Source organism: Cupriavidus sp. BIS7, assembly GCF_000292345.1.
Taxonomy (GTDB): domain Bacteria; phylum Pseudomonadota; class Gammaproteobacteria; order Burkholderiales; family Burkholderiaceae; genus Cupriavidus.
Genome location: NZ_ALOU01000047.1, coordinates 111,623 through 131,994, shown reverse-complemented (window position 1 = coordinate 131,994; position 20,372 = coordinate 111,623). Strand labels below are relative to the sequence as shown.

At 65.2% G+C, this 20,372-nt stretch carries 17 protein-coding genes, 1 tRNA gene and 1 riboswitch; of the genes, 9 read left to right on the top strand and 9 right to left on the bottom strand.

Annotation, left to right across the window (positions count from 1 at the left end; genetic code table 11):
• Nucleotides 1–637 precede the first annotated feature (637 nt).
• Nucleotides 638–1,099, bottom strand: a complete 462-nt coding sequence (locus tag B552_RS0117085; protein ID WP_019450265.1) for a hypothetical protein — start codon at nucleotides 1,097–1,099, stop codon at nucleotides 638–640.
• A 409-nt stretch (nucleotides 1,100–1,508) separates the two neighbouring features.
• Entirely contained in the window at nucleotides 1,509–2,225 is a 717-nt protein-coding gene (locus B552_RS0117080; protein ID WP_019450264.1) for a CerR family C-terminal domain-containing protein, read from the bottom strand.
• Nucleotides 2,226–2,332: 107 nt separating this feature from the next.
• Between B552_RS0117080 and B552_RS0117075 the strand changes: the two genes are divergently transcribed.
• The 3 genes from B552_RS0117075 to B552_RS0117065 are packed head-to-tail and all read left to right on the top strand — an operon-like array spanning nucleotide 2,333 to nucleotide 6,538.
• Nucleotides 2,333–3,511, top strand: a complete 1,179-nt coding sequence (locus B552_RS0117075) for an HlyD family secretion protein (protein ID WP_019450263.1) — start codon at nucleotides 2,333–2,335, stop codon at nucleotides 3,509–3,511.
• Nucleotides 3,504–5,078, top strand: a complete 1,575-nt coding sequence (locus B552_RS0117070) for an MDR family MFS transporter (protein WP_019450262.1) — start codon at nucleotides 3,504–3,506, stop codon at nucleotides 5,076–5,078. The genes B552_RS0117075 and B552_RS0117070 overlap by 8 nt, the downstream gene beginning before the upstream one ends.
• A gap of 2 nt (nucleotides 5,079–5,080) precedes the next feature.
• The gene (locus B552_RS0117065) at nucleotides 5,081–6,538 is read left to right on the top strand and encodes an efflux transporter outer membrane subunit (protein WP_035879960.1); all 1,458 of its coding nucleotides are present in this window, start codon (nucleotides 5,081–5,083) and stop codon (nucleotides 6,536–6,538) included.
• Nucleotides 6,539–6,563: 25 nt separating this feature from the next.
• On the opposite strand, the gene B552_RS0117060 is transcribed toward B552_RS0117065, so the two are convergent.
• Entirely contained in the window at nucleotides 6,564–7,985 is a 1,422-nt protein-coding gene (locus B552_RS0117060) for a DUF1254 domain-containing protein (RefSeq protein WP_019450260.1), read from the bottom strand.
• 226 nt (nucleotides 7,986–8,211) lie between these two features.
• On the opposite strand from B552_RS0117060, the gene B552_RS0117055 reads away from it, so the two are divergent.
• Nucleotides 8,212–9,039: a mechanosensitive ion channel family protein gene (locus tag B552_RS0117055; RefSeq protein ID WP_019450259.1), complete on the top strand. Its 828-nt coding sequence runs from the start codon at nucleotides 8,212–8,214 to the stop codon at nucleotides 9,037–9,039.
• A 23-nt stretch (nucleotides 9,040–9,062) separates the two neighbouring features.
• The gene (locus tag B552_RS0117050) at nucleotides 9,063–10,700 is read left to right on the top strand and encodes a phospholipase D family protein (protein ID WP_019450258.1); all 1,638 of its coding nucleotides are present in this window, start codon (nucleotides 9,063–9,065) and stop codon (nucleotides 10,698–10,700) included.
• Between the two features lie 58 nt (nucleotides 10,701–10,758).
• On the opposite strand, the gene B552_RS0117045 is transcribed toward B552_RS0117050, so the two are convergent.
• The gene (locus B552_RS0117045) at nucleotides 10,759–11,154 is read right to left on the bottom strand and encodes a hypothetical protein (RefSeq protein ID WP_019450257.1); all 396 of its coding nucleotides are present in this window, start codon (nucleotides 11,152–11,154) and stop codon (nucleotides 10,759–10,761) included.
• 273 nt (nucleotides 11,155–11,427) lie between these two features.
• Here B552_RS0117045 and B552_RS0117040 point away from each other — a divergent pair, with 273 nt between their 5' ends.
• Nucleotides 11,428–11,940, top strand: a complete 513-nt coding sequence (locus B552_RS0117040; RefSeq protein WP_026035758.1) for a hypothetical protein — start codon at nucleotides 11,428–11,430, stop codon at nucleotides 11,938–11,940.
• Between the two features lie 25 nt (nucleotides 11,941–11,965).
• On the opposite strand, the gene B552_RS0117035 is transcribed toward B552_RS0117040, so the two are convergent.
• Nucleotides 11,966–12,319, bottom strand: coding sequence for a hypothetical protein (locus B552_RS0117035; protein WP_019450255.1), 354 nt, complete (start codon nucleotides 12,317–12,319; stop codon nucleotides 11,966–11,968).
• 55 nt (nucleotides 12,320–12,374) lie between these two features.
• Nucleotides 12,375–12,842: a hypothetical protein gene (locus tag B552_RS0117030; RefSeq protein ID WP_019450254.1), complete on the bottom strand. Its 468-nt coding sequence runs from the start codon at nucleotides 12,840–12,842 to the stop codon at nucleotides 12,375–12,377.
• Nucleotides 12,843–12,983: 141 nt separating this feature from the next.
• Between B552_RS0117030 and B552_RS0117025 the strand changes: the two genes are divergently transcribed.
• A complete protein-coding gene (locus B552_RS0117025; protein WP_026035757.1) occupies nucleotides 12,984–14,579 on the top strand; it encodes a histidine kinase N-terminal 7TM domain-containing protein in 1,596 nt (531 codons plus the stop codon).
• Between the two features lie 65 nt (nucleotides 14,580–14,644).
• Nucleotides 14,645–14,731 (top strand) — tRNA-Leu (locus B552_RS0117020).
• Nucleotides 14,732–14,954: 223 nt separating this feature from the next.
• Here B552_RS0117020 and B552_RS0117015 read toward each other — a convergent pair.
• The 3 genes from B552_RS0117015 to B552_RS0117005 form a co-directional block, all read right to left on the bottom strand.
• The gene (locus B552_RS0117015; RefSeq protein WP_019450252.1) at nucleotides 14,955–16,223 is read right to left on the bottom strand and encodes a D-amino acid dehydrogenase; all 1,269 of its coding nucleotides are present in this window, start codon (nucleotides 16,221–16,223) and stop codon (nucleotides 14,955–14,957) included.
• A gap of 176 nt (nucleotides 16,224–16,399) precedes the next feature.
• Nucleotides 16,400–16,499, bottom strand: a riboswitch (glycine riboswitch).
• A 53-nt stretch (nucleotides 16,500–16,552) separates the two neighbouring features.
• Complete coding sequence (locus B552_RS0117010; RefSeq protein ID WP_019450251.1) at nucleotides 16,553–17,770, bottom strand: M20 aminoacylase family protein; 1,218 nt, start codon at nucleotides 17,768–17,770, stop codon at nucleotides 16,553–16,555.
• 22 nt (nucleotides 17,771–17,792) lie between these two features.
• Entirely contained in the window at nucleotides 17,793–19,130 is a 1,338-nt protein-coding gene (locus B552_RS0117005; RefSeq protein WP_019450250.1) for an MFS transporter, read from the bottom strand.
• Nucleotides 19,131–19,457: 327 nt separating this feature from the next.
• On the opposite strand from B552_RS0117005, the gene B552_RS0117000 reads away from it, so the two are divergent.
• Entirely contained in the window at nucleotides 19,458–20,366 is a 909-nt protein-coding gene (locus tag B552_RS0117000; RefSeq protein ID WP_019450249.1) for a LysR family transcriptional regulator, read from the top strand.
• Nucleotides 20,367–20,372: the final 6 nt, after the last annotated feature.

The window sequence follows — 20,372 nt, the reverse complement described above, 5'->3', positions numbered from 1 at the left end:
GCCATAAGGCCAGCGGGCGCCGGGGGCTTATCGCGCCGGTCTGGCTTTCCGAAATCGTCAACACGTGTTCACTCCGGGTTTCTTGTTTTTCCCAGACGGGAAAATCTGGTGCAAAGCCGATGTAACGGCGCGCTGCGTCATGCGGATGACGTCGGCTCAACTTTTGCCAGTCTGGCGCGTTACGGCTCGCAATGCATGGCCAGTTTGCCGGTAAGACGTTTCGGATGGAAGTGCGAGATCGGTCGCAGGGCTTCGGAGTTGGGGGCGGTGCCTGTGCAGAGGGGCACCTGGCGGCTAGGCAACTGGCCTTGTAAACGCCAGCGCGGCGTGATTGCACCCTGGTGGGGCGAATCACGCCGCGCGCATTTCATGCAATGACTAGTGTCATGCACGTACTACGGGGGTGCGGGGGCAGGGGGCGCTTGTCGCGTGCCGGACTCAGACCGGCAGGGTCTGGACCACGATCGCTGCGGCTGCGCCGCTGACGGCCGTCACGGCCAGCCATCCGCCCAGGATCAGGGCACTGTTCTTGATGCTCATGATGGACTCCGGGATAGAAACCGGAGTCGGCAAGAACAGAGGTTCTGGGCCGGCTCCGGCTTACTTCTCTTCAACTACCGCCAGCATTGGGCGGGACTCAGGCGTTTGCGCCGTCGGTGTACGGGTCGAAGCTGCGCGACGGTTGGCTCGACACACCGGTGCGGTCCAGGCCGGCGACCATGCGTGCGCCATCGGTGTACGGGTCATACTTGCCGGTCTTGGCACCGTCGAGGTACGGATCAGCCTGACGGGCAGGGCTGGCCGACACGCCGGTGCGGTCCAGGCCGGCGATCGTGCGTGCGCCATCGGTGTACGGGTCATACTTGCCGACCTTGGCGCCGTCCGTGTACGGATCAGCCTTGCCAACGCGTGCGCCATCGGTGAACGCATCGACCTTGCCGATACGTGCGCCGTCGGTGAAGGCGCTGCGCTGGTCGTTGACGCGGAAGCTGTAGCCGTAGACTTCGCCGGCCTTCTGGGTGGCGGGGGCGGCTTGGGCGGCGCCGGTCACGAAAGCGGCGGCGAGGGCGGCGGCGGTGAGGATGGTCTTGGCGTTCATGATGCTCTCCTTGCGAAGTGCCGGGCGATCTCTTGGTTTGAGGTGGATCGCGGGGCCAAAGTCTGTGCTGCGAATGTCGGGGTCTTTGTTTGGGCCTTGCTGCTATCTACTGCTAGATAGAGAATCAGGGCTAAAAAAAAGACCGCCTCCCGGTACTGACAAACTACTTGGTGTTGCGTGGATCGGCGGGTTGCTGCGGGTTTGTTTGCTGCATCGCGTCGTCCATGGCGTGAATATTATCTACTACTAGATAGATAGACAAGGTCTTTTTGCGGTGCGCAATCGTATATCTACGAAAGTTGCCGCAGGATTAGATCAGCGGTGACCCTTACGAAAATTTCAAGTTGCTGATTCATATGAAAAATATGACTCCAACTATCGCCGTATCCGCGTGATTAGAGGGTTTCCTCTAGTCGCCAGCAAGTCGCTTGTCGCGCTGTGCAACCAGGCCTTCCAGCAGCGTCCGCGTCTGGTCCTCCAGCACATCCTGCACGCGCTGCGTCTCGGCCTCGCCGTATCCCTGCCAGTTCAGTGCCTTGATGATGTGGCGCCGCATCACCTTGAATGACGCAACCTGGCTGTCGATGGCGATGGTCCGGATGCGCGTGGCTTCGTCCGTGGCTGGCCGCCCGGTCAGGCGTCCGATGATTTGCGTGGTCAGCGCGAACAACCGGTGGTTGATGCCGACGTCGAACCGCTCGAACGCGGCCGGCGGCCCAAGCCCGGCACGTTCGCGTGCCATGAACTGCCGCCAATGCTCGGTGTCGGGGCCTTCATACAGGAATGCCATGAAGCGCGCCTGCAGCGCGAGATAGGCGTCGATCAGCGCCGCGTCGGCCGCGTCTTCACGGGCCACCACTGCTTCGGCCTGGCTGACGACCTCACCCAGCAGGTACCAGACGCGCTCGATGAAGTAGTCGATGCAGGCCAGGTAGACCCCTTCCTTGTTGTCGAAGTAGTACTGCAGCGCCGGGGCATTGACGCCGGCTTCGCGCGCAATGTCGCGGGTGGAAGCACCGTCGAAGCCATGCGTGCCGAACAGCCGCAGCGCCGCTTCAATAATGCGGGCGCGCGTCTCTTCGCCGCGCTGGTAACCGCCCTCGGCTGCAGGCTTGTGTCGCGCCATGTGGGGATGTCCTTGTCACTGTGAGCAGGCAGAAATATATCAGTTGACAGATTTTTTCCAAGTGGAATAATTGCGCAGCCCTTCCGACTTCGAAGTCTTGCGCCCCCATGTCTCCTCCCAATCACGCCGCAACGGCGCCAGCCGGCGTCGCCCCGGTATCCGCCATCCCCGATCGCGCCTCCCGCCGCAAGCAGTTCCTGATCGGCGCGGGCGTGCTGCTGATCGTGCTTGCCCTCGCTTACGGCATGCGCTGGTGGCTCTACGGCCGCTTTATCGAGAGTACAGACGACGCCTATATCCAAGCCGATAGCGTGACGATTGCGCCGAAGGTCAGCGGCTATGTTGCCGAGGTGCTCGTACGCGACAACCAGCAGATCAGTGTTGGCCAGGAACTGGTGCGGCTCGATAACCGCCAATACCAGGCGGCCGTGGACGAAGCGCAGGCCACCGTGGCGTCGCGGCAGGCCGATGTGGCGCGAGCCGAAGCTGACCTTACGCAGCAACAGGCGAAGATCGCCCAGGCAGCGGCGGAAGTGGACGGCGCGCGCGCCAACGCGCGGTACGCGGCGTCGCAGGTGGAGCGCTACGCGCCGCTGGTGAAGTCGGGCGCCGAAACCGAGGAGCGCACCGCCGAACTGGGCAACGCGCAGACGCGCGCCAAGACCACGCTGGCCGCCAACGAGGCCGCCTTGCGCGTGGAGCAAAGCCAGACCGTCACGCTGAAAACCCGCCTGGAGCAGGCCCGCGCGCAGCTTGAAGTGGCCGAGGCCAGTGCCCGCCAGGCGCAGCTCAATCTTGGCGATACCGTGGTGCGCGCCACTACCGCCGGCCGTGTTGCGGACAAGGGTGTGCGCGTCGGGCAGTTCGCCCAGCCGGGCACGCGGCTGCTGACGGTGGTCCCGGTGCAGGACCTGTACCTGACCGCCAATTTCAAGGAAACGCAGGTGGGCCGCATGCGTCCGGGCCAGTCCGTGACGCTCCACGTCGATGCGCTGCCCGGCGAGAAGCTGCACGGCGTGGTGGACAGCCTGTCACCTGGCACCGGCTCACAATTCGCGCTGCTGCCCGCGCAAAACGCCACCGGCAACTTCACCAAGATCGTGCAGCGTGTGCCAGTGCGGATTCATGTCGACGTACCGGCCGACGCGCGCCCGGTCCTGGTGCCGGGCCTGTCGGTCATGGTGGACGTCGATACGCGTGAGCTTCACCCCGCCAACGCCCACAACGCACCCAACGCACGTAACGAACCCAGCGCACAGGCCGCCGCAGGAGCCACGCATGGCTGATACGGCTGCGGCCGTACAGCAGCCGAACGCGTCGGTGGGCGACTGGATCGCCGTGGCCGCCGGCTCGCTTGGTGCACTGCTGGCCACGCTCGACATCTCGATCACGAACTCGGCGTTGCCGCAGATCCAGGGCCAGATCGGCGCGGCAGGCACGGAAGGCACGTGGATCTCTACCGGCTACCTGATGGCCGAGATCGTGATCATTCCGCTGACGGCGTGGCTCACGCGCGTATTCGGGCTGCGCCGCTTCCTGATGTGGAACGCGCTGCTGTTCACCGCGTTCTCGATGATGTGCGGGATGTCGCATAGCCTGTCCGCGATGGTGATTGGCCGCATCGGCCAGGGGTTTGCCGGCGGCGCGATGATCCCGACCGCTCAGACCATCGTGCGCACGCGCCTGCCACGGCACCAGATGCCGATCGGCATGTCGATGTTCGGCCTGATCGTGCTGCTGGGGCCGCTGCTGGGGCCCGTGGTTGGCGGCTGGCTGGCCGAAAACGTCAACTGGCGCTGGTGCTTCTTCCTCAATCTGCCGATCACGGCGGTGCTGGTGCCGCTGCTGTACTTCGGCCTGAAGTCCGAGCGCGCTGACTTCGAGGCGTTTTTCAAGGCCGACTGGCTCGGCATCGTCGGTCTTGCTGTAGGGCTCAGCTCGCTGACCGTGGTGCTGGAGGAAGGCCAGCGCGAGCAATGGTTCGAATCGAGCATGATCGTCTACCTGACGCTGCTTACGGTGGCCGGACTGACGCTGATGCTGATCGGCCAGTACACGGCCAGGCAGCCGATCGTGCGCCTGCGCCTGCTGCTCAACAAGAACTACGCAAGCGTGATCCTGATCGTGACGACGGTCGGTGCGGGCATCTATGGCGTGTCATACCTGCTGCCGCAGTTCCTGGCGACGATCGCCGGCTATAACGCCGAGCAGGCGGGCGGCATCATGCTGCTGTCGGGCCTGCCCGCGTTCCTGCTGATGCCGGTGCTGCCGCGCATGCTTGGCAAGTTCGACAGCCGCTGGCTGGTCATCACGGGCCTGGTGTGCTTCTTTGGCAGCTGCATGCTCGATATCGGTCTGACGGCAAACAGTGTCGGCCACGACTTCTACGCCTCGCAGATCCTGCGCGGCTTTGGTCAGATACTGGCGATGATGCCGCTGAACCAGGCCTCGATGGCGGCCGTTGCAACGCACGAGGCCGGCGATGCCGCAGGCCTGTACAACATGGCGCGCAACCTCGGTGGCTCGATCGGTCTGGCGCTGCTGGGCACGCTGATCGATCGGCGCAACAGCTATCACGATTCTGTTATCCGCGAATCCGTTACCGCCAACAGTGCGATTGGCCAGGAGCACATGACGTCGAGCATCGCCAGTTTTGTGGCGCAGGGCGGCGACTATGCGCATGCGCAGCTTCAGGCCGTGGCGCAGCTGAGCGGCGAGATTGCGCGCCAGGCCGTGGTGATGACGTTCTCCGAAACCTTCTTCGTGCTCGGCGTGGCCCTGCTCTGCTGCGTGCCGCTGGCGCTGTTGCTGAAGCCGCCCCGTCCGGGTGCCCCCGTTTCCACCGGTCATTGATCATGTCTGTTTCTTTTCGTGCCACGCTGCTGACCCTGGCGGCAGCGATGCTTGCCGCTGGCTGCACTGTGGGCCCTGACTATCACGGCGCGCCACAGGTGGCAGGCAATGCGATCGACGCCGGGAAGTTTCCGCACGCGCCGGAAGGCACCAGCAATCAAGTGCCGCGCGTGGCCGACTGGTGGCACGCGCTGGGCGATACGGAGCTTGACGCGCTGATCGAGTCGGCTCTCAAGCAAAGCCCCGATATCCGCGCGGCGCGTGCGCGTGTGCGCCAGGCGCGCGCGGGGCTGGCCGGCAACAAGGCCAACCTGTTCCCCACGGTCTCCGCCGATGCAGCCACGCTGCGCACGCGGTCGCCTGACCTGTCGGCGCTGTCCGGCCAGGGGTCGTCGGGCGCCGGGCGCGGCCCGCTGTCGCTGTATATCGCGGCCTTCGACGCAAGCTGGGAAATCGACCTGTTCGGCGGCACACGCCGCTCGATCGAGGCGGCATCTGCCGAAGCCGACGCGGCCGATGCGCAGTTGGCAGACGCGCACGTGCAACTGGCGGCGGAAGTCGCACTGGCCTACGTCACGCTGCGCGAGCAGCAGGAGAGCCTTGCGCATCTGGAGTCGTCGGAGAAGCTTGAAGCCGAGATGCTCGATCTGACGCAGCAGCGCCGCGCTCGTGGCGTGGCATCGCAGCTTGAAGTGGAGCGGTTGCTGACGCAGGTAGACAATACGCGCGCGCAGAAGTCGCCGGTGCAGGCCAGCATCGCCGAATCGCTCGATCAGCTTGCGGTGCTGACCGGCCGCGCGCCGGGCGATCTGGACGCGGAACTGTCTGCGCCGAAGCCGTTGCCGAGCGTGCCGGAGACGGTATCCGTTGGCGACCCCGCGGCGCTGCTGAAGTCGCGCCCCGATATTCGCGCGGCGGAGCGCCGCCTGGCATCGAGCACGGCGCAGGTCGGCGTACGCAAGGCCGACTGGTTCCCGAAGCTTTCGCTGCTCGGGTCGTTGGGCTTCGCGGCGACGGACCCGGGCCACCTCGCGCGCAAGGAAAACGGCACGTGGCTGACGCTGCCGCGCCTGCAATGGAATATTCTCGATTTCGGCCGTGTGGCGGCGGGTGTGGAGGGCGCGGAGGGTGGTCTCGACGAGGCCCAGGCCAATTACGAGAGCGTGGTGCTGAAGGCGCTGCGCGACGCCGATGTTGCGCTGTCACGTTACGGCCACCAGCGTGAGCACGCTGTAGTGCTTCGCCGCGTGGAGGCCTCGGCCGATCGCGCGTCGACGCTGCAGCAGCAGCGCTACCGCGCGGGCACGGCCAGCATGCTCGAATGGCTCGATGTCGAGCGCACGCGTGTGGCAACGCAGCAGAACCGCATCTCGGGAGACGCGGACCTGCTCAAGGACTTTGTCTCGCTGCAGAAGTCGCTGGGCCTCGGCTGGCAGACCTCGGCGACGCCTGCATCCTGACGCTGCTACGCGTTACTGCTGCGAGTTACTGCGGCGCCTTCACCAGTGGCGGCTGCTTCCACTTGCCGCTGGTGGCTTCCGCCTTCGGCATGTAGAGACGCAGGACCACATAGAACGGGCCGTCGGGCGCCGGCAGCCAGTTGGCTTGCCTGTCAGTGCCCGGCTTGCCGTGCTGCAGGTTCAGCGTGATGCCGCCGTCCGCGTCGCGCGCCAGCGTGCCCAGCATTCGCGAGTTGATCAGGTACCGGTCGGCCGCATTGTCGACGAGCAGTTTCGTCTTGCCGTCGTACATCGTGATCGACCAGAACGCATTGGCCGGCGGCAACGCATCCTTGCCGAAACGCAGCGTGTATTGCGCGCCATTGGCGCCGCTGAGCGGCTTGCCTTCGGCATCGGTGAAGTAGCCCGGATACAGCGCCTCGGCCGCGGTGTTGCCATAGATGCCCAGGGCCGCCCCCGCATAGCGGTACATGTAGTTGTTCTTCAGGAACGCGCGCGAGCCGAACAGATCGCCGCTGCTGACCTGCTTCGTGCCGAGCCTGGTCTTGTGGAACGTGGCGAATTCGGCCTTTGCATCGGCAATCCCTTCGCTAATCGCCTGCCGGATCTCGGGAGACAGCGCGTTCTCGTCAAATGACTTGCCCGGACCCACATCGATGGCGGCCAGGCGCTGCATCAGCGCGGTTTCGCTTGGCTCCGGCGGCGCGAACTGCAGCATGAAATCGAGATACCTGAACAGCGCCACGCCATCGGTCATGCCCGGCTGCGGTTTCGGCCAATCCACGGCCGGGGCCGGTGACGGCGCCTGGCGCTGCTGGAATGCGGAAAGCGTCTGCACCGTGTAGCCCTTCTGGATCTCGCGCACCTTGGACAGATCGGCGTCGTCGAATAGCTGGGTCCGATACAGCGCGTAGGCAATACGTGACTCGCTGCGCAGCACGCGGTCGATGCCCGGGGGTGTCTGGCCTTGCCAGTCGGGCCCGGCAATCAGGAAGCGGCCGCCGCCATTGCCGGTTTCGCGCGTGCCAAGGTAGCCAAAGATCTGCGTATAGATATCGAGCAATTGCACCGAGTAGTACCGCTGGTGTTCCACGGCGGGCAGCGTGAGCACCACGGGCTCGGCACGCAGGTCAAGCCAGACGAACGAGTAGGGCGTATCGGCGTTCGGCGTGATGATGGCCGTGTCCCTGGGCGAGAACGTTTGCGCGGTATTGCCGATGCGGTTGAACGGCGCCTTGAAGTTGGGGCCGTCACGGTCTACCGCCTGCGCGTAGAGCGTCTTGTAGGATTCGACCACGGGATAGCCGTAGATCCAGGCCTCCCTGGCCAGGGCACGCGCCTGTTCGGGGGTGGCGGTGACCGCCGCGTGTGCGGTGCCGCAAAGCTGCGCCAGGCTGGCGATGCCGGCGGCAGCCAGCAGCCAGCGGCGAGTGGACTTCAACATCATCGATCATCCTCATCATTGAACGCCGCGCACGGGCGGCAGGCGCCGGCGATTCTGCCCCGGTTCGACGATTCGGTTTTTGATTTCCGGCATCACGGTCGGTCCTCGACGCAGGAGAAACCCTGACATCTGAACCCGACGGAATCCGCCGGGGCCGCCATATGGATAGAATCGCCGTGGGCAGGCATGCGCACGCGGCGGCGCAGCCTGCGAACGAGGGACGAACAATATGCATTTCAACGCCAGCGACAGCATCGTGATCAACATGGTCACAAGCCTGATCGTGATTCTTGTCGGCACGGTGGTGGTCAAGCTGATCAACCGCTTCTTCTCGGCGCGCCTGCAGGCCGACAATCGCGGCAGCTACCGCGCCTGGACCGTGGCATCGCGCAACCTTGTGGCGGCCGTGGTGTTCCTGCTGCTGCTGGGTATCTGGGTCTCCGAACTCAAGAGCGTGGCGATCTCGCTGGCCGCGTTTGCCGCAGCGCTGCTGCTGGTCGGCAAAGAGCTGGTGATGTGCTTCCTTGGCGCGTTCATGCGCATGGTCACCCGGCCGTTCCAGCTTGGCGATCTGGTCGAGATCGGGCCGTTCGGCGGCGAGGTCATCGATATGGATGTGATGTCGACGACGCTGGTGGAAGTGGCGCCGGCGCGCCAGTACACGGGGTTCACGGTGCAGGTGCCCAACAGCATGTTGCTGACGACGGCCGTGCGCAACCATTCGCAGGCGGGCGCCTATACGCTCGACACCGTGCGGATTCCGCTTGAAGTCGGCGTGAACCCCGATGAAGTTGAGGAGCAACTGGTAAAGGTGGCCCGCCAGGCGTGCGAGGGGTTCATGGACGAGGCTGGCCGGACACTGCGCCGTTACGGCGACATGCGCTTTGTCGACCTTTCGCAGTTCGAGCCGCGCGTGATGTTCGAGCCAGTCGATGTGAACCGGTTCGACGCGATCGTGCGCTTTCCCGTGCCGGTCAGCGCGCGGCTGCCGGTGGCACAGCAGATCGTGCGCGGCTACTACCGGCAGCCGGCGCAGAAGAACGCGGTGCAGCAGTGACCTGACCGCAGGGAGGCCGCATCATGGCGCAGACATCGACATACCGGGGATCGCCAATCGGCGCCCGCGCGCTGATGGCCGGTCTGTCGGCTTGCCTGTCGGCCTGTATGTCGGCCTGCCTGTGGCTCTGTCTTGGCGTACTGGCGGGCTGTGCGAGCCTGCCCGCGAACCCCGAACGCACGCCGAGCTATGCGATTACCGATAACGGCGACACGCTGCTGGCGCGATCGCTGGCCCCGCGTCTCGCGCAGAATCCGGGCCAGTCGATCTTCTATCCGCTCGGCGCCGGCCCGGACGCGCTGACCGCCCGCATGGCGCTGGCACGCGCGGCGCAGAAGACGCTGGACCTGCAGTACTACAGCTTCGACGCGGACACCACCGGCAGCGCGTTGCTCGGGGAGTTGATCGACGCGGCCGATCGAGGCGTGCGGGTGCGCCTGTTGATCGACGACTTTCATACCAGCAAGCAGGACAAGCTCTGGGCTGCGCTTGACGCCCATCCGAATATCGAGGTCCGCCTGTTCAATCCGTTCGCCAGTCGCGGTGCGCGCTGGGTCCAGCTGGCATTCGATTTCGGCCGGCTTGACCGGCGCATGCACAACAAGCAGATGGTGGTGGACAACCTTGTGGGCGTGATTGGCGGGCGCAATATCGGCGACGCATATTTCTCCGCCAAGCCCGACCTCGATTTCAGCGATCTCGACATCATGGTGGCCGGGCCTGTGGTGCCGGTGGCCAGCAAGGTGTTCGACCAGTACTGGAACAGCGAGAGCGCGTATCCCGTGGCCGCGCTGTTGCCGGAGGGCAAGGAGGAGCCCGAGACGTTGCGCAGCATCCGCAAGGACATCGAAGCCAAGAGCGACCTGGCGCACGCCAGCCCTTTCGTGCAGGAGCTGCTCGACTCTGGCCTGGCGCACGGCATCGAAGCTGGCCACCTGCCCGGCTATGTCGGCACAGCACGCGTGATTGCCGACAAGCCCGACAAGATCGAGGAAAGCCCGGACGATCCGTCGACGCATGCGGTCCCCAGGTTGCGCGCGCTGATGGAGAAGGCACAGACCGAACTGGTGCTGGTCAGTCCGTATTTCCTGCCTGACGATAACGAGAAGTGGCTGACAGGTATCGCCGCGCGAGGCGTCAAGGTCCGTGTGCTGACGAATTCGTTTGCCGCCACGGACGTCCCCGCAGTGCACGCCGGGTATGTGCGGCACCGTGAAGCGCTGCTCAATGCCGGGATCGACCTGTACGAACTGAAGCCCACGGCCAATGCCGAACTGGCGCGCGACCGTGGCAGGCTGAGCGGCACGTTCGCATCAAGCCGGGCCGCGCTGCATGCCAAGGCCTACGTGGTGGACAGGCGCCTGCTGTTTGTCGGTTCGCTGAATCTGGACCCGCGCTCGGACAGGCTCAACACGGAAATGGGGGTGGTGCTCGATAGCCCCGCGCTGGCAAGCCGGCTCGTCGAGGATATGGACAAGCACCTGTCCGAAATCGCATGGCGCGTGGCCTTGCGCAAGGATCAGTTCGGTCACGAGAGCCTGACGTGGACCACGGTCGAGCAGGGCAAGGAAGTCACCACCGACAAGGAGCCCGGCATGAGCGTGTGGCAGCACATCGGCATCGACTTCCTCGGCCTGCTGCCCGTGGAGGACGAGCTATAGCGCGACAGTGGCGCGACAGTGGCGCGGTGCCTTGCCGGTTCGGGCAATCAGATGTCGCTCAGATGTCGCTCACGTCGATATCGGGCGGCTGGATCGACAGCAGCAAATGCTCCTGCAGCCGCGAAAGCTCCAGCGCGATGCCGCCCGGAAAGCCTTGCCGGTCGCCACGCTTGTCGATCAGCAGGTCGCCGACAAATGCCGAAACGGCGGCAGCGTGGCCGAGCGCGGCCAGTTGGTTGGCAATGCGCGGGTAGGTATGGAAAAGCTCCAGCGGCCTGACTTCGCGCGGCAACTGGGCCAGCCAGCGCAGCGTGTCAGGCGCGAGCATGTGTGCCGAGGTGTTGGCCGTCTGACGCAGGCCGGTCCAGTCGATCGGGACCACGGCTGCAGGATCCCCGTCGAGCACTTTCTTGGCTTCCTCGACAGTCACGAACTCGAACGAAAGGGGGTCCATGGTGGCTCCACGTCTTCAATACTTTGGGTGCCTTGAGGCCCCGACGACCATCTTATCGGATCGAACGCGCGTTTCTTGATGCGGCCGACCATACCCCACGATGGTAGGGGTGGGTTAGCCGGTTGCGTCAGGCGCGCGCCCGGGAATAAAGCCCTGCACTTCGGTGTTTACGTAGCAGGCGAGATCCACGCCACTGCGGCACCCACTGCGGGGCGCCCACCGCATGCGGGTGGAGTATGCTTAACGTCGGTCTCGCAGACATCGGAGCAAGTCATGCAATTTCGTTTACCCGTGTGGATGGGCATTGCCGCCCTGGCATTGAGCGCCTGCGCATCGCTGCAGCCGGTGGAGACGGGACAGAAGCTGATCGGCAGCCCGCAGGCCGCCGTGCAGAGCGCATTCGGCGCGCCCACGGAGACACATCAGCTTGCCGATGGCACGCAACGCTGGATTTATTCCAAGCAGCCGTACGGATATGACGTCTATGCGGCTGATTTCGATGCGTCGGGCAAGCTGACCAACTTCCGGCAGACGCTGACCGAAACCGAGATCTACACGGCGCGCCCTGGCACGTGGACCAAGCGCGATGTGGTGGAGCGATGGGGCATGCCGCGCGAGCCGATCCAGTACTACCCGCTGATGAAGCGCGAGGCGTGGTCGTATCGCATGTATTTGCCCGGCTACCTGCCGGCGCACTTTAGCGCCTACTTCGACGATAACGGCGTGCTCGACCGTACGATGATCATCATGGATACGTACGGCGGCGACCGCAGCCGCTCGAAGTAGCAGCGGCGGTACCCGGCGCGCTGCCTCAGCCGCGGTGCACGGCGGTTACCTTGCCGCCCATCACGTCGATCGAGCGGCGTTGCGGGTTGTAGTCCATCGTGGCGGGCAGGCCCTTGCTGTCGCGGCTGCCGATGCGCCACGCGCAGCCGTTGAGCAGCGCGGCGGCTTCGGCCTCGGTCTTGCCAATCAGCACTTCGTCACCAAGCTTGTCCGCCTGGCAGCCTTGGGGCGTGCCACGGCCACCCTGTGGACCAGGATCGGCAATCGTGGTGGCCGGCGCCTGGGCCGCGCAGCCGGCCATCATTGCGACGGATGCGGCAAATGCTGCCGTGGCGCCGGTGATGCCCAGTCGCTTCCAGCTGAGTTTCGATGCAATCATGTGTGGGCTCCTTGCGGGGTTGAGGATGCTTGGGGGCTATACGGCTGCGGGGCACTCAAAGCTTCTGTACCGCAGCCAGCTTGAAGATCTTCGCCCAGCGGCCAGCCGTGCCGCTGTCGGGGACGGGGATTGTCCAGTCCGCTGGCGTGTGGTGATGCAGCGTCAGGTCAACCTGCCACTTGCCCCCGCTGGCGACGGCGCGGGCGTTGGCGATGTCAGCGAAGATCAGCACGATACGCTGGCCATGCATCTCCAGCACGCCGTTCTTTCGCTCGGCGTCAAGCTTCAGGCTTCCCCATTCGCCGGTCAGCGTTAGCACACGCTCGCCATTGACGCGCTTGCCGTGGATCGCGCGGTAGCCCCGCAGCCATCGCACGCCAAGCGCGGTCAGTGCGGCCAGCAGCGCGAGCACGGCCGCGGTGCCGGCCAGCGCGCCAAAATCGGCCGCTATCTTCGTGTAGAGCAGCACGACGCCGTAGATAAAGGCGCCAAGCAACGCCAGGCCCAGGAGAATGATTGGCACGTTCGGTTCCGGATGTGTTGTGCGTTGGCGGCACCGTTCGGCGCCGCGGTCTGTGTCGCGACTGTGTGGGACTGCGCCGGCCTATAATGGTTCGCCCCGCACAGCCGGTCGGGGCCTTGATCTGGGTCGGCCGACTTTTTCATGCCATCGTATCCTCTCGTCCTTTGCCTGACCATTGCTGTGGTGTGCAGTGCGGGCATGGCCATCGCCGCGTGGCCGCGCCGTGACGATCCCACGGTCAGGGCGTTCCTGCTGCTGGCGGCGGGGGTGGTGATCTGGAGCGGCGGCAGGCTGCTGGAGATTAGCGAGTCCGATATCTCGGGCCGGATCTTCTGGGCAAAGCTCCAGTATGTCGGCATCGTCGCGGTGCCCATCGGCTGGCTGGTGGCGATGGTGCATGTCAGCCGCCCGCATTTCGTGGTGCCGTGGTCCAGGCTCTGGGTGCCGGTGCTGGCGGCGGTGCTGTCGGTGGTGCTCGTCTTTACCAATGAACGCCACCACCTGGTCTGGACCTCGATCGAACTGATGCCGCCCGGTGTCTCGCCTGGCGCCGTGTTCCGCCATGGCATCGGCTATACGATCATGGCTGCCTGGACCTATGCGCTGCTCGGTCTGAGCCTGTACTTCCTGATCACGGCCCGGGTGCCCAACGCCGCATTGTCCAGGCGCGGGCGGAACGTGCTGGCCAGCGGCCTGGCGCTGCCGCTCATCGTCCATCTTGCCTATCTGCAGCGCTGGACCGGCCCGTTCGGCGGCGACCTCACCCCGGCCACGTTCTCGGTCATGACGGTGCTGGTCTGGTTCTGCGCGCTGCGGTCCCACCTGGAGGATGTCGGTCACTACGCGCGGCTGCGCGTATTCGACACCATCCGCGAGGGTTGCGTGATCGTTGGCGCGGATGGATGCATCGTCGAGTTCAACCCTGCCGCCGCGCACATGCTGCCGGAGCTGGAGCTAGGGCAATCTGCGCCTGCCGCATGGCACGCGCTTCTGCATCCGCCGGCCACTGCGCCGCAAGATTCGGGCACGAATCCCTTTGTTCCAGATGGCGCCCGGTACGAGCTGACGATCGAGCCGGTCTGCCGGATGGATGGCAAGCCGATAGGCCGTCTGGTGTTCATGCGCGATATCAGCAGGTATCAGTCGCGCGAACAGGCGCTGGCAACGCAGCTTGGGCAAACGGCGGAAGAACTGTCGCGCGCCCAGGCGGACCTCGACATCGATGCACTGACCGGCATCCCGAACCGCCGCTACTTCCAGCGGGAATCTCTCATCACCGTGTCGCGCGCGCGTGAGCGCGGGTCGGAAGTGGGGCTGCTGATCCTGGACGTAGATCTCTTCAAGCAGTTCAACGACCTGTACGGTCACCCTTGCGGTGACGATTGCCTGCGGCAGGTGGCCACGGCGCTGACGCGTGTGCTTCGCGGTGCGCAGTTCTGTGCCCGCCTGGGCGGCGAGGAGTTTGCCGTGGTGCTGCCGGACTCGACGCCCGACGAGACGCGCACCATCGCGCGCAGCATGGTTGCCGCCGTGCGCGAGCTTGGCATCCCGCATAACGGCACGCCCGTGCAGCCGTTCGTAACGATCAGCGTGGGCGCCGTTTGCGCGGTGCCGGATACCCCGCGGCTGGAGCCGCTGCTTCACCGCGCCGACAGCGCGATGTACCGCGCCAAGCGGGCAGGCCGGAACCGTTACGTGCTGGACGGCAGCCTCTACCTGGGGGTGACCGGCAACTGACGCGAAAGAAATTGGGAAGGGGCTTGCAAATTTCTAAAGCTTCTGTAGAATTCGCGGCTCGCATCGCCCAGATGGCGGAATTGGTAGACGCACTAGGTTCAGGTCCTAGCGGTGGCAACACTGTGGAGGTTCGAGTCCTCTTCTGGGCACCAGATTCGAAAAGCCCCGCGCAAGCGGGGCTTTTTTCGTTTTTGGCGGGGAATTCGCGGCGGCTTCGCAGGTTGATGTGCCGGGCCCTCTCCCCCGGCCCCTCTCCCGCGTTGCGGGAGAGGGGAGCGAACCAACAGCTCTTGATATGCCCCTTGTGTTCTCCCCTCTCCCGCATGCGGGAGAGGGGCCGGGGGAGAGGGCCAGCGCGTCCAATGCCGAAGCGGCTCAGCTGTTGCCAACAGCCAGTCCGCCAACGCCGACTCGCGTTTCCTGCCCTGCGGCGGCCTGCCGAACCACATCGCCCACCATCTCCGCCGTCACCGCGGATAGCGTCCATCCGAGGTGCCCGTGCCCCGTGTTGTAGAACACGTTGGCGGCATGGCCTCGCCCCACGCGGGGCATCAGGTTCGGCATCATCGGACGCAGCCCGGCCCAGGGCACTACGCTGCGTGTGCTGACACCCGGGAAGCATGCGTGCACCCAGTCGATCAGCGGACGGATGCGGTCGGCGCGAATGTCGCGGTTGATGCCGTTGAATTCCGCCGTGCCGGCCACCCGGAAGCGGTCCACGCCAAGGCGGCTGGTGACCAGCTTGGTTTCGTCGTCGAGCAGGCTGACGGTTGGCGCCGCGGCCTGGCTTTCCGCATCGGCCAGGTTCACCGTGATCGAGTAGCCCTTGACCGGGTAGATGTTCACGCGATCGCCGAGCTGTTGCGCAAAGCCGCGGCTTGCAACGCCGGCGCAGACCACCACGCCGTCGAATTCGTGCGATGCGGTTTGCCCGTCATCGGCCGAGACGATTGTCACGCGCCGGCCGCTGGTCGATGCCGAACGCACGTCCTGGTTGTACAGCGTCTGTACCCCAATCCGGCGCGCGGCTGCGGCAAGCCCCGTGGTGAACTTGTGGATGTCGCCGGTTGAATCGCTCTCCGTGTAGTAGCCGCCGTAATACTGGCCGGCCAGCGTCGGCTCGATGCCGCGCATCTCGTCCGGCGTCACCGCGCGGCGTTCCAGACCGCCTTCGGCCAGAAGCCTGGATACGCGCCCGGCATGTTCGAACCCCGCGCGGTCGCGATAGATGTGCAGGATGCCGCGCCGCTTCAGGTCGAAGTCGATCCCTTCCGCCTCGGCCCATGCAAACAGGTGCTGGCGCGCGGCGATGGCCAGGCGTGCCGTCTCCACGGTATTGCTGCGGTATTGCGGGATCGATGCGATGAACTCGGCGAACCAGCTCAGCTTGTGCCACGTCGGGCGCGGATTGACGAGCAGCGGCGCGTCGTTGCGCAGCATCCACTTGATGCCCTTGGCCAGCGTGGACCAGTGGGTCCAGACTTCCGCATTCGAAGCGGAGAGCTGCCCGCCATTGGCGAACGAGGTCTCCATGGCCGCATAGCGGTGCCGTTCGAACAGGGTGACGGTGAACCCGCGTTTGGCAAGCGCGTACGCGGTCGTGACGCCGGTAATGCCGCCGCCGATTACTGCAATGGTTTTCATGTCGAAGGTCTTTCGGGACGTCATGGGGATGGCAGTCCGCCGCGCACCATGCGCTTGAAGCGGACGCCCCCTCTGTCCTTGACCTGAGAGATTCGCGATGCGCGGCCAAGGCGCGCGTCGCTTGCTCCTTCGGTACCGCCGGCCGACGTACGAGCCGGGGGTTCTTCAGAGTTCAATAGCGGGTACCGGTCCTTTTGCCTGAGAGTTTCCGGGGCGGTTGCTCCTTCGGCGCTGTGCCGGCCGGGCGGCTGGCACAGTCTCTCCCGATACACGCGGGGTACGACGGCGGCAACTATGCCATAGATCCCCTGAATCCGTAATCGGGTCGACTACGCCACCAGGAATCGTTGCGCCAGGCGCACCCATGCGGCGGCGCCCAGCGGCAGTACCTGGTCGTTGAAATCGTAGCCGGGGTTGTGCACCATGCAGCCTCCGAATTCGCCCTCGCCGTTGCCGAGGATCAGGTAGCAGCCCGGCACCGCGTTGAGCATCCACGCGAAATCCTCGCTGCCGTTCAGTCCCTTCGGCGCCTGCGTGACCACTCGCGCCTCCCCAACCAGTTCCGCGCAGACCGATTGCGCCAGCGCGGTCGGGGCATCGGCGTTGACCATCGGCGGCGTCAACTGCCGGTAGTCGATCTGCGCGGTGACGCCATGTGCCTGTGCGGTCAGGTCGACGATCTCGCGAATGCGCTGTTCCACCAGCGCGCGTGTCTCCGGCCGTGCCGCGCGCACGTTCAGGCCAAGCTTCACTTCCTCGGGAATCACGTTGTGGGTGGCGCCGGCGTGGATGAAGCCAACCGAAACCACTGCGGTGTCGTCGGGCGCCACGTTGCGCGCCACCACGGTCTGCAGCGCCGTGACGATGGCGGCCGCCGCCGCGATGGGGTCTTTCGCGCGATGCGGCATCGCACCGTGCCCGCCCACGCCCTTGATCGTCACATCGGCCACGTCCGATGACAGGCTGACCGGCCCGGCCAGCACACGGAACGAGCCCGCGGCCACGCCAGGCATGTTGTGAAGCGCGAATACCGCATCGCACGGGAATCGCTCGAACAGGCCATCCTCGATCATGGCCCGCGCACCACACAGGTTTTCCTCGTCGGGCTGGAAGATCAGGTTGAGCGTGCCGTCGAAGCTGCGCGTGTCGGCCAGCGCCTTCGCTGCCGCCAGCAGGATGGCTGTGTGCCCGTCGTGCCCGCACGCGTGCATGCGGCCGTGCGCCTTGCTTGCATAGGGCAGGCCGGTGGCCTCCACAATCGGCAATGCGTCCATGTCGGCGCGAATACCCAGGCAGCGGCGGCCGTTGCCCACCTTGAGCTGTCCCACCACACCGCTCTTGCCGATGCCGGTATGGACTTCGTAGCCCCAGCTTTCCAGCAGCGTGGCCACGAGCTTGCTGGTGGCGCCAACTTCGAAACCCAACTCGGGCTGCGAATGGATCTGGCGGCGGATGTTGACGAAGGTCTCGGCGTCGATGTCGATATCGATGGCGGGCAGCAGGTGCGGCAGCAACTGGAACGGCGTCAGGGTCGATTGGCGGGTCATGGTGTAGTTCCGGTGAATGGTTTCAGTGTTCGCGGGTTTCAGTGATGCGCAATACGGCGACCAGCGCGAGCACGCAGCACGCGATCATGTAGAACGCAGGCGCCATCGGGTTGCCGGTCTTGGCCAGCAGCCAGGTGACGATGAACTGGGACGAACCGCCAAAGACGGTCACGCCAACGCTGTAGATCACTGACAGTCCCGTGGCGCGCACGCCCGCCGGCAGCATCTCCAGCATCATCAGGAACATCGGCGTGGTGCCAAGGTTGATGCTGGCGGTGAGCAGCGCGGAAAGGCACAGCACCAGCGGCACGCTCGGATAGGTGTTCATGAGCCAGAACGCCGGATACACGGCGATCAGGCTGAACAGCAGGGACCCTGCGACCAGCGGCTTGCGATAGGTGAGGCGGTCCGCCAGCCGGCCCGCGACGAGCGACACCACGAGCAGCGTGACACCGGTGACGCAGCCGGACAGAAACGACAGCGATGCCGGCATATGCAGCACACGGATCATGTACGTCGGCATGAAGAACACCACCAGGTACATCGTTGCCGTGCCGGCGGTGGTGGCCAGGATGCCCTTGACGACCTTGCCGGCATGGCGGCGGAACAGTTCCCCGACCGGGCTCGGCGCATGCGCGTCGGCCTCGTGCGTTTCATCGAGATTGGCGCGGATATACAGCCCCACCGGCGCGATCAGCAGGCCGAGCAGGAACGGTACCCGCCAGCCCCAGCTTTCCAGCGCGGAGGCAGGCAGCACCGCATACAGCGTGGCGCCCGTGGCCGCACCGATCAGTGCCGAGATGCCCTGGCTGCCGATCTGCCAGCTCACGCGCCAGCCACGGCTACGGACCTCGCCGCCTTCCATCAGCATGGCGGTCGACGCGCCAATCTCGCCGCCGAGCGAGAAGCCCTGCAGCAGCCTGCCTGCCACGATCGTCATTGATCCAAGCACGCCTGCGGTGGCGTAGGTTGGCGCCAGTGCGATGCACAGCGTACCGGCCACCATCATGCCGATCGTCAGCGTCATGGCGGCCTTGCGTCCGCGGCGGTCGGCATAGTTGCCGATCACCACACCGCCGAGCGGACGCATCACGAATCCGATTCCGAACGTGGCCACGGCCAGCAGCAGCGAGCCGTATGCGCTATCCGAAGGAAAGAACAGCTTGCCAATCAGCAGCGCGAAGAAGCTGTAGACCGTGAAGTCGAACATCTCCAGCGCATTGCCTATCGAGCACGCTGCAATCAGCCGGACCTGGCTGCGCTGGCGCACGGGATGTGCGGGCGGCACGGGCTGCGTGACCTGGGCAGGATGCTGCGGGTTGGCGAGCGGCGTGCCGGCGGTGAAGGTTGCGTCGTTCATGTCGGGGGGCTCCACGAACTGGGTTTGCAGGGATCGTGGAAGCCGGCGGTGCCGACATCCATCGCAAGGGGACTGGCCCCTGGCGATGCAGTATTCAGGCAAACACGCGCAGCTGAAAATCATATATTTTCATGCTGATAACGAAATGGAATCACCGACAGCATCAGTCCGTGCGCACCATCAGGACTAGTACCTACGCGCCGCAATTGCCGCAATCGGCAGGTGGCGTGCACGGCTTTCGGTGCACGTCCCGCGCGCATGCACCAGGCACGGGCGTATTGAGGGCGCATTGGGCGGATTGGTACATCGGTGATCGAAGGAGGATCGATGAAGCTGCAACAACTGCGCGTGCTGCTGGCTGTGGCCCAGCACGGCAGCATCCATGAGGCCGCGCGGAGCCTGCATATCTCGCAGCCGGCACTTTCGAAGGCGATCAGCGAGCTTGAGCGGGAACTTGGCGTCACGCTGCTGTCGCGCTCGGTGCGCGGCGTGAGTCTCACGTCCTACGGCGTGGCGCTGGTGCGGCGCGCCACGGTCGTCGAACAGGAGTTACGCCATGCGCTGGAGGATATCGAGTCGATACGCGGGCATGCCGAAGGGCAGCTCCATATCGGCTTCACGGCGGTGGCCTCCAGCGGCCCGTTGCCGAATGCGATGGCAGCGTACCGGCAGCGCTATCCAAACGTGACATTGCGCGCGTTCGAGTTGCGGCCGCAGCAGATTCTGGAGGGATTGCGCGAAGGCCGGCTCGACCTGGGCCTGATATCCACCAACAGTGGCCCGGGCGGGGGCGCGATGCAGTGGGAGCCGCTGTTCTCGGTGGGGATGGGATTGGCAGTGCGCCCCGGGCATCCGCTGCGGCGGGCGCGCAGGCTGCGTGCGTTGCTCGATGCCGACTGGCTCACGCTCGACCCGCTGGACGACCCCGGCAGCCCGCTGGCCAGCCTGATGCGTCTGCACCGGCTGGAGATGCCCAGGCGCATCGTCCAGAGCGGATCGAACCTGCTTGGCCTGCAACTGGCAACGAAAACCGATCTGATCAGCGTCTGGTCCAACTTCGTGTTCGAAGGAACCGGCGGGCCGCTCAAGCTCGATCCCGAGGCGCTCGTGCGGCTTTCCATTCTTGACGATCTGCCGGACTTCCAGGTTTTTCTTGTGTATCGATCCGAAGACCTGATGACGCACGCCTGCGCCCAGTTCGCCCGTGAGGTGCGGCATTGCGCGGCACGGGGCTAGTGGCGG

Coding starts and splice junctions, on each gene's coding strand:
- B552_RS0117085 (WP_019450265.1), bottom strand. CDS start 1,099: ATGAACGCCAAGACCATCCTCACCGCCGCCGCCCTCGCCGCCGCTTTC.
- B552_RS0117080 (WP_019450264.1), bottom strand. CDS start 2,225: ATGGCGCGACACAAGCCTGCAGCCGAGGGCGGTTACCAGCGCGGCGAA.
- B552_RS0117075 (WP_019450263.1), top strand. CDS start 2,333: ATGTCTCCTCCCAATCACGCCGCAACGGCGCCAGCCGGCGTCGCCCCG.
- B552_RS0117070 (WP_019450262.1), top strand. CDS start 3,504: ATGGCTGATACGGCTGCGGCCGTACAGCAGCCGAACGCGTCGGTGGGC.
- B552_RS0117065 (WP_035879960.1), top strand. CDS start 5,081: ATGTCTGTTTCTTTTCGTGCCACGCTGCTGACCCTGGCGGCAGCGATG.
- B552_RS0117060 (WP_019450260.1), bottom strand. CDS start 7,985: ATGATGTTGAAGTCCACTCGCCGCTGGCTGCTGGCTGCCGCCGGCATC.
- B552_RS0117055 (WP_019450259.1), top strand. CDS start 8,212: ATGCATTTCAACGCCAGCGACAGCATCGTGATCAACATGGTCACAAGC.
- B552_RS0117050 (WP_019450258.1), top strand. CDS start 9,063: ATGGCGCAGACATCGACATACCGGGGATCGCCAATCGGCGCCCGCGCG.
- B552_RS0117045 (WP_019450257.1), bottom strand. CDS start 11,154: ATGGACCCCCTTTCGTTCGAGTTCGTGACTGTCGAGGAAGCCAAGAAA.
- B552_RS0117040 (WP_026035758.1), top strand. CDS start 11,428: ATGCAATTTCGTTTACCCGTGTGGATGGGCATTGCCGCCCTGGCATTG.
- B552_RS0117035 (WP_019450255.1), bottom strand. CDS start 12,319: ATGATTGCATCGAAACTCAGCTGGAAGCGACTGGGCATCACCGGCGCC.
- B552_RS0117025 (WP_026035757.1), top strand. CDS start 12,984: ATGCCATCGTATCCTCTCGTCCTTTGCCTGACCATTGCTGTGGTGTGC.
- B552_RS0117015 (WP_019450252.1), bottom strand. CDS start 16,223: ATGAAAACCATTGCAGTAATCGGCGGCGGCATTACCGGCGTCACGACC.
- B552_RS0117010 (WP_019450251.1), bottom strand. CDS start 17,770: ATGACCCGCCAATCGACCCTGACGCCGTTCCAGTTGCTGCCGCACCTG.
- B552_RS0117005 (WP_019450250.1), bottom strand. CDS start 19,130: ATGAACGACGCAACCTTCACCGCCGGCACGCCGCTCGCCAACCCGCAG.
- B552_RS0117000 (WP_019450249.1), top strand. CDS start 19,458: ATGAAGCTGCAACAACTGCGCGTGCTGCTGGCTGTGGCCCAGCACGGC.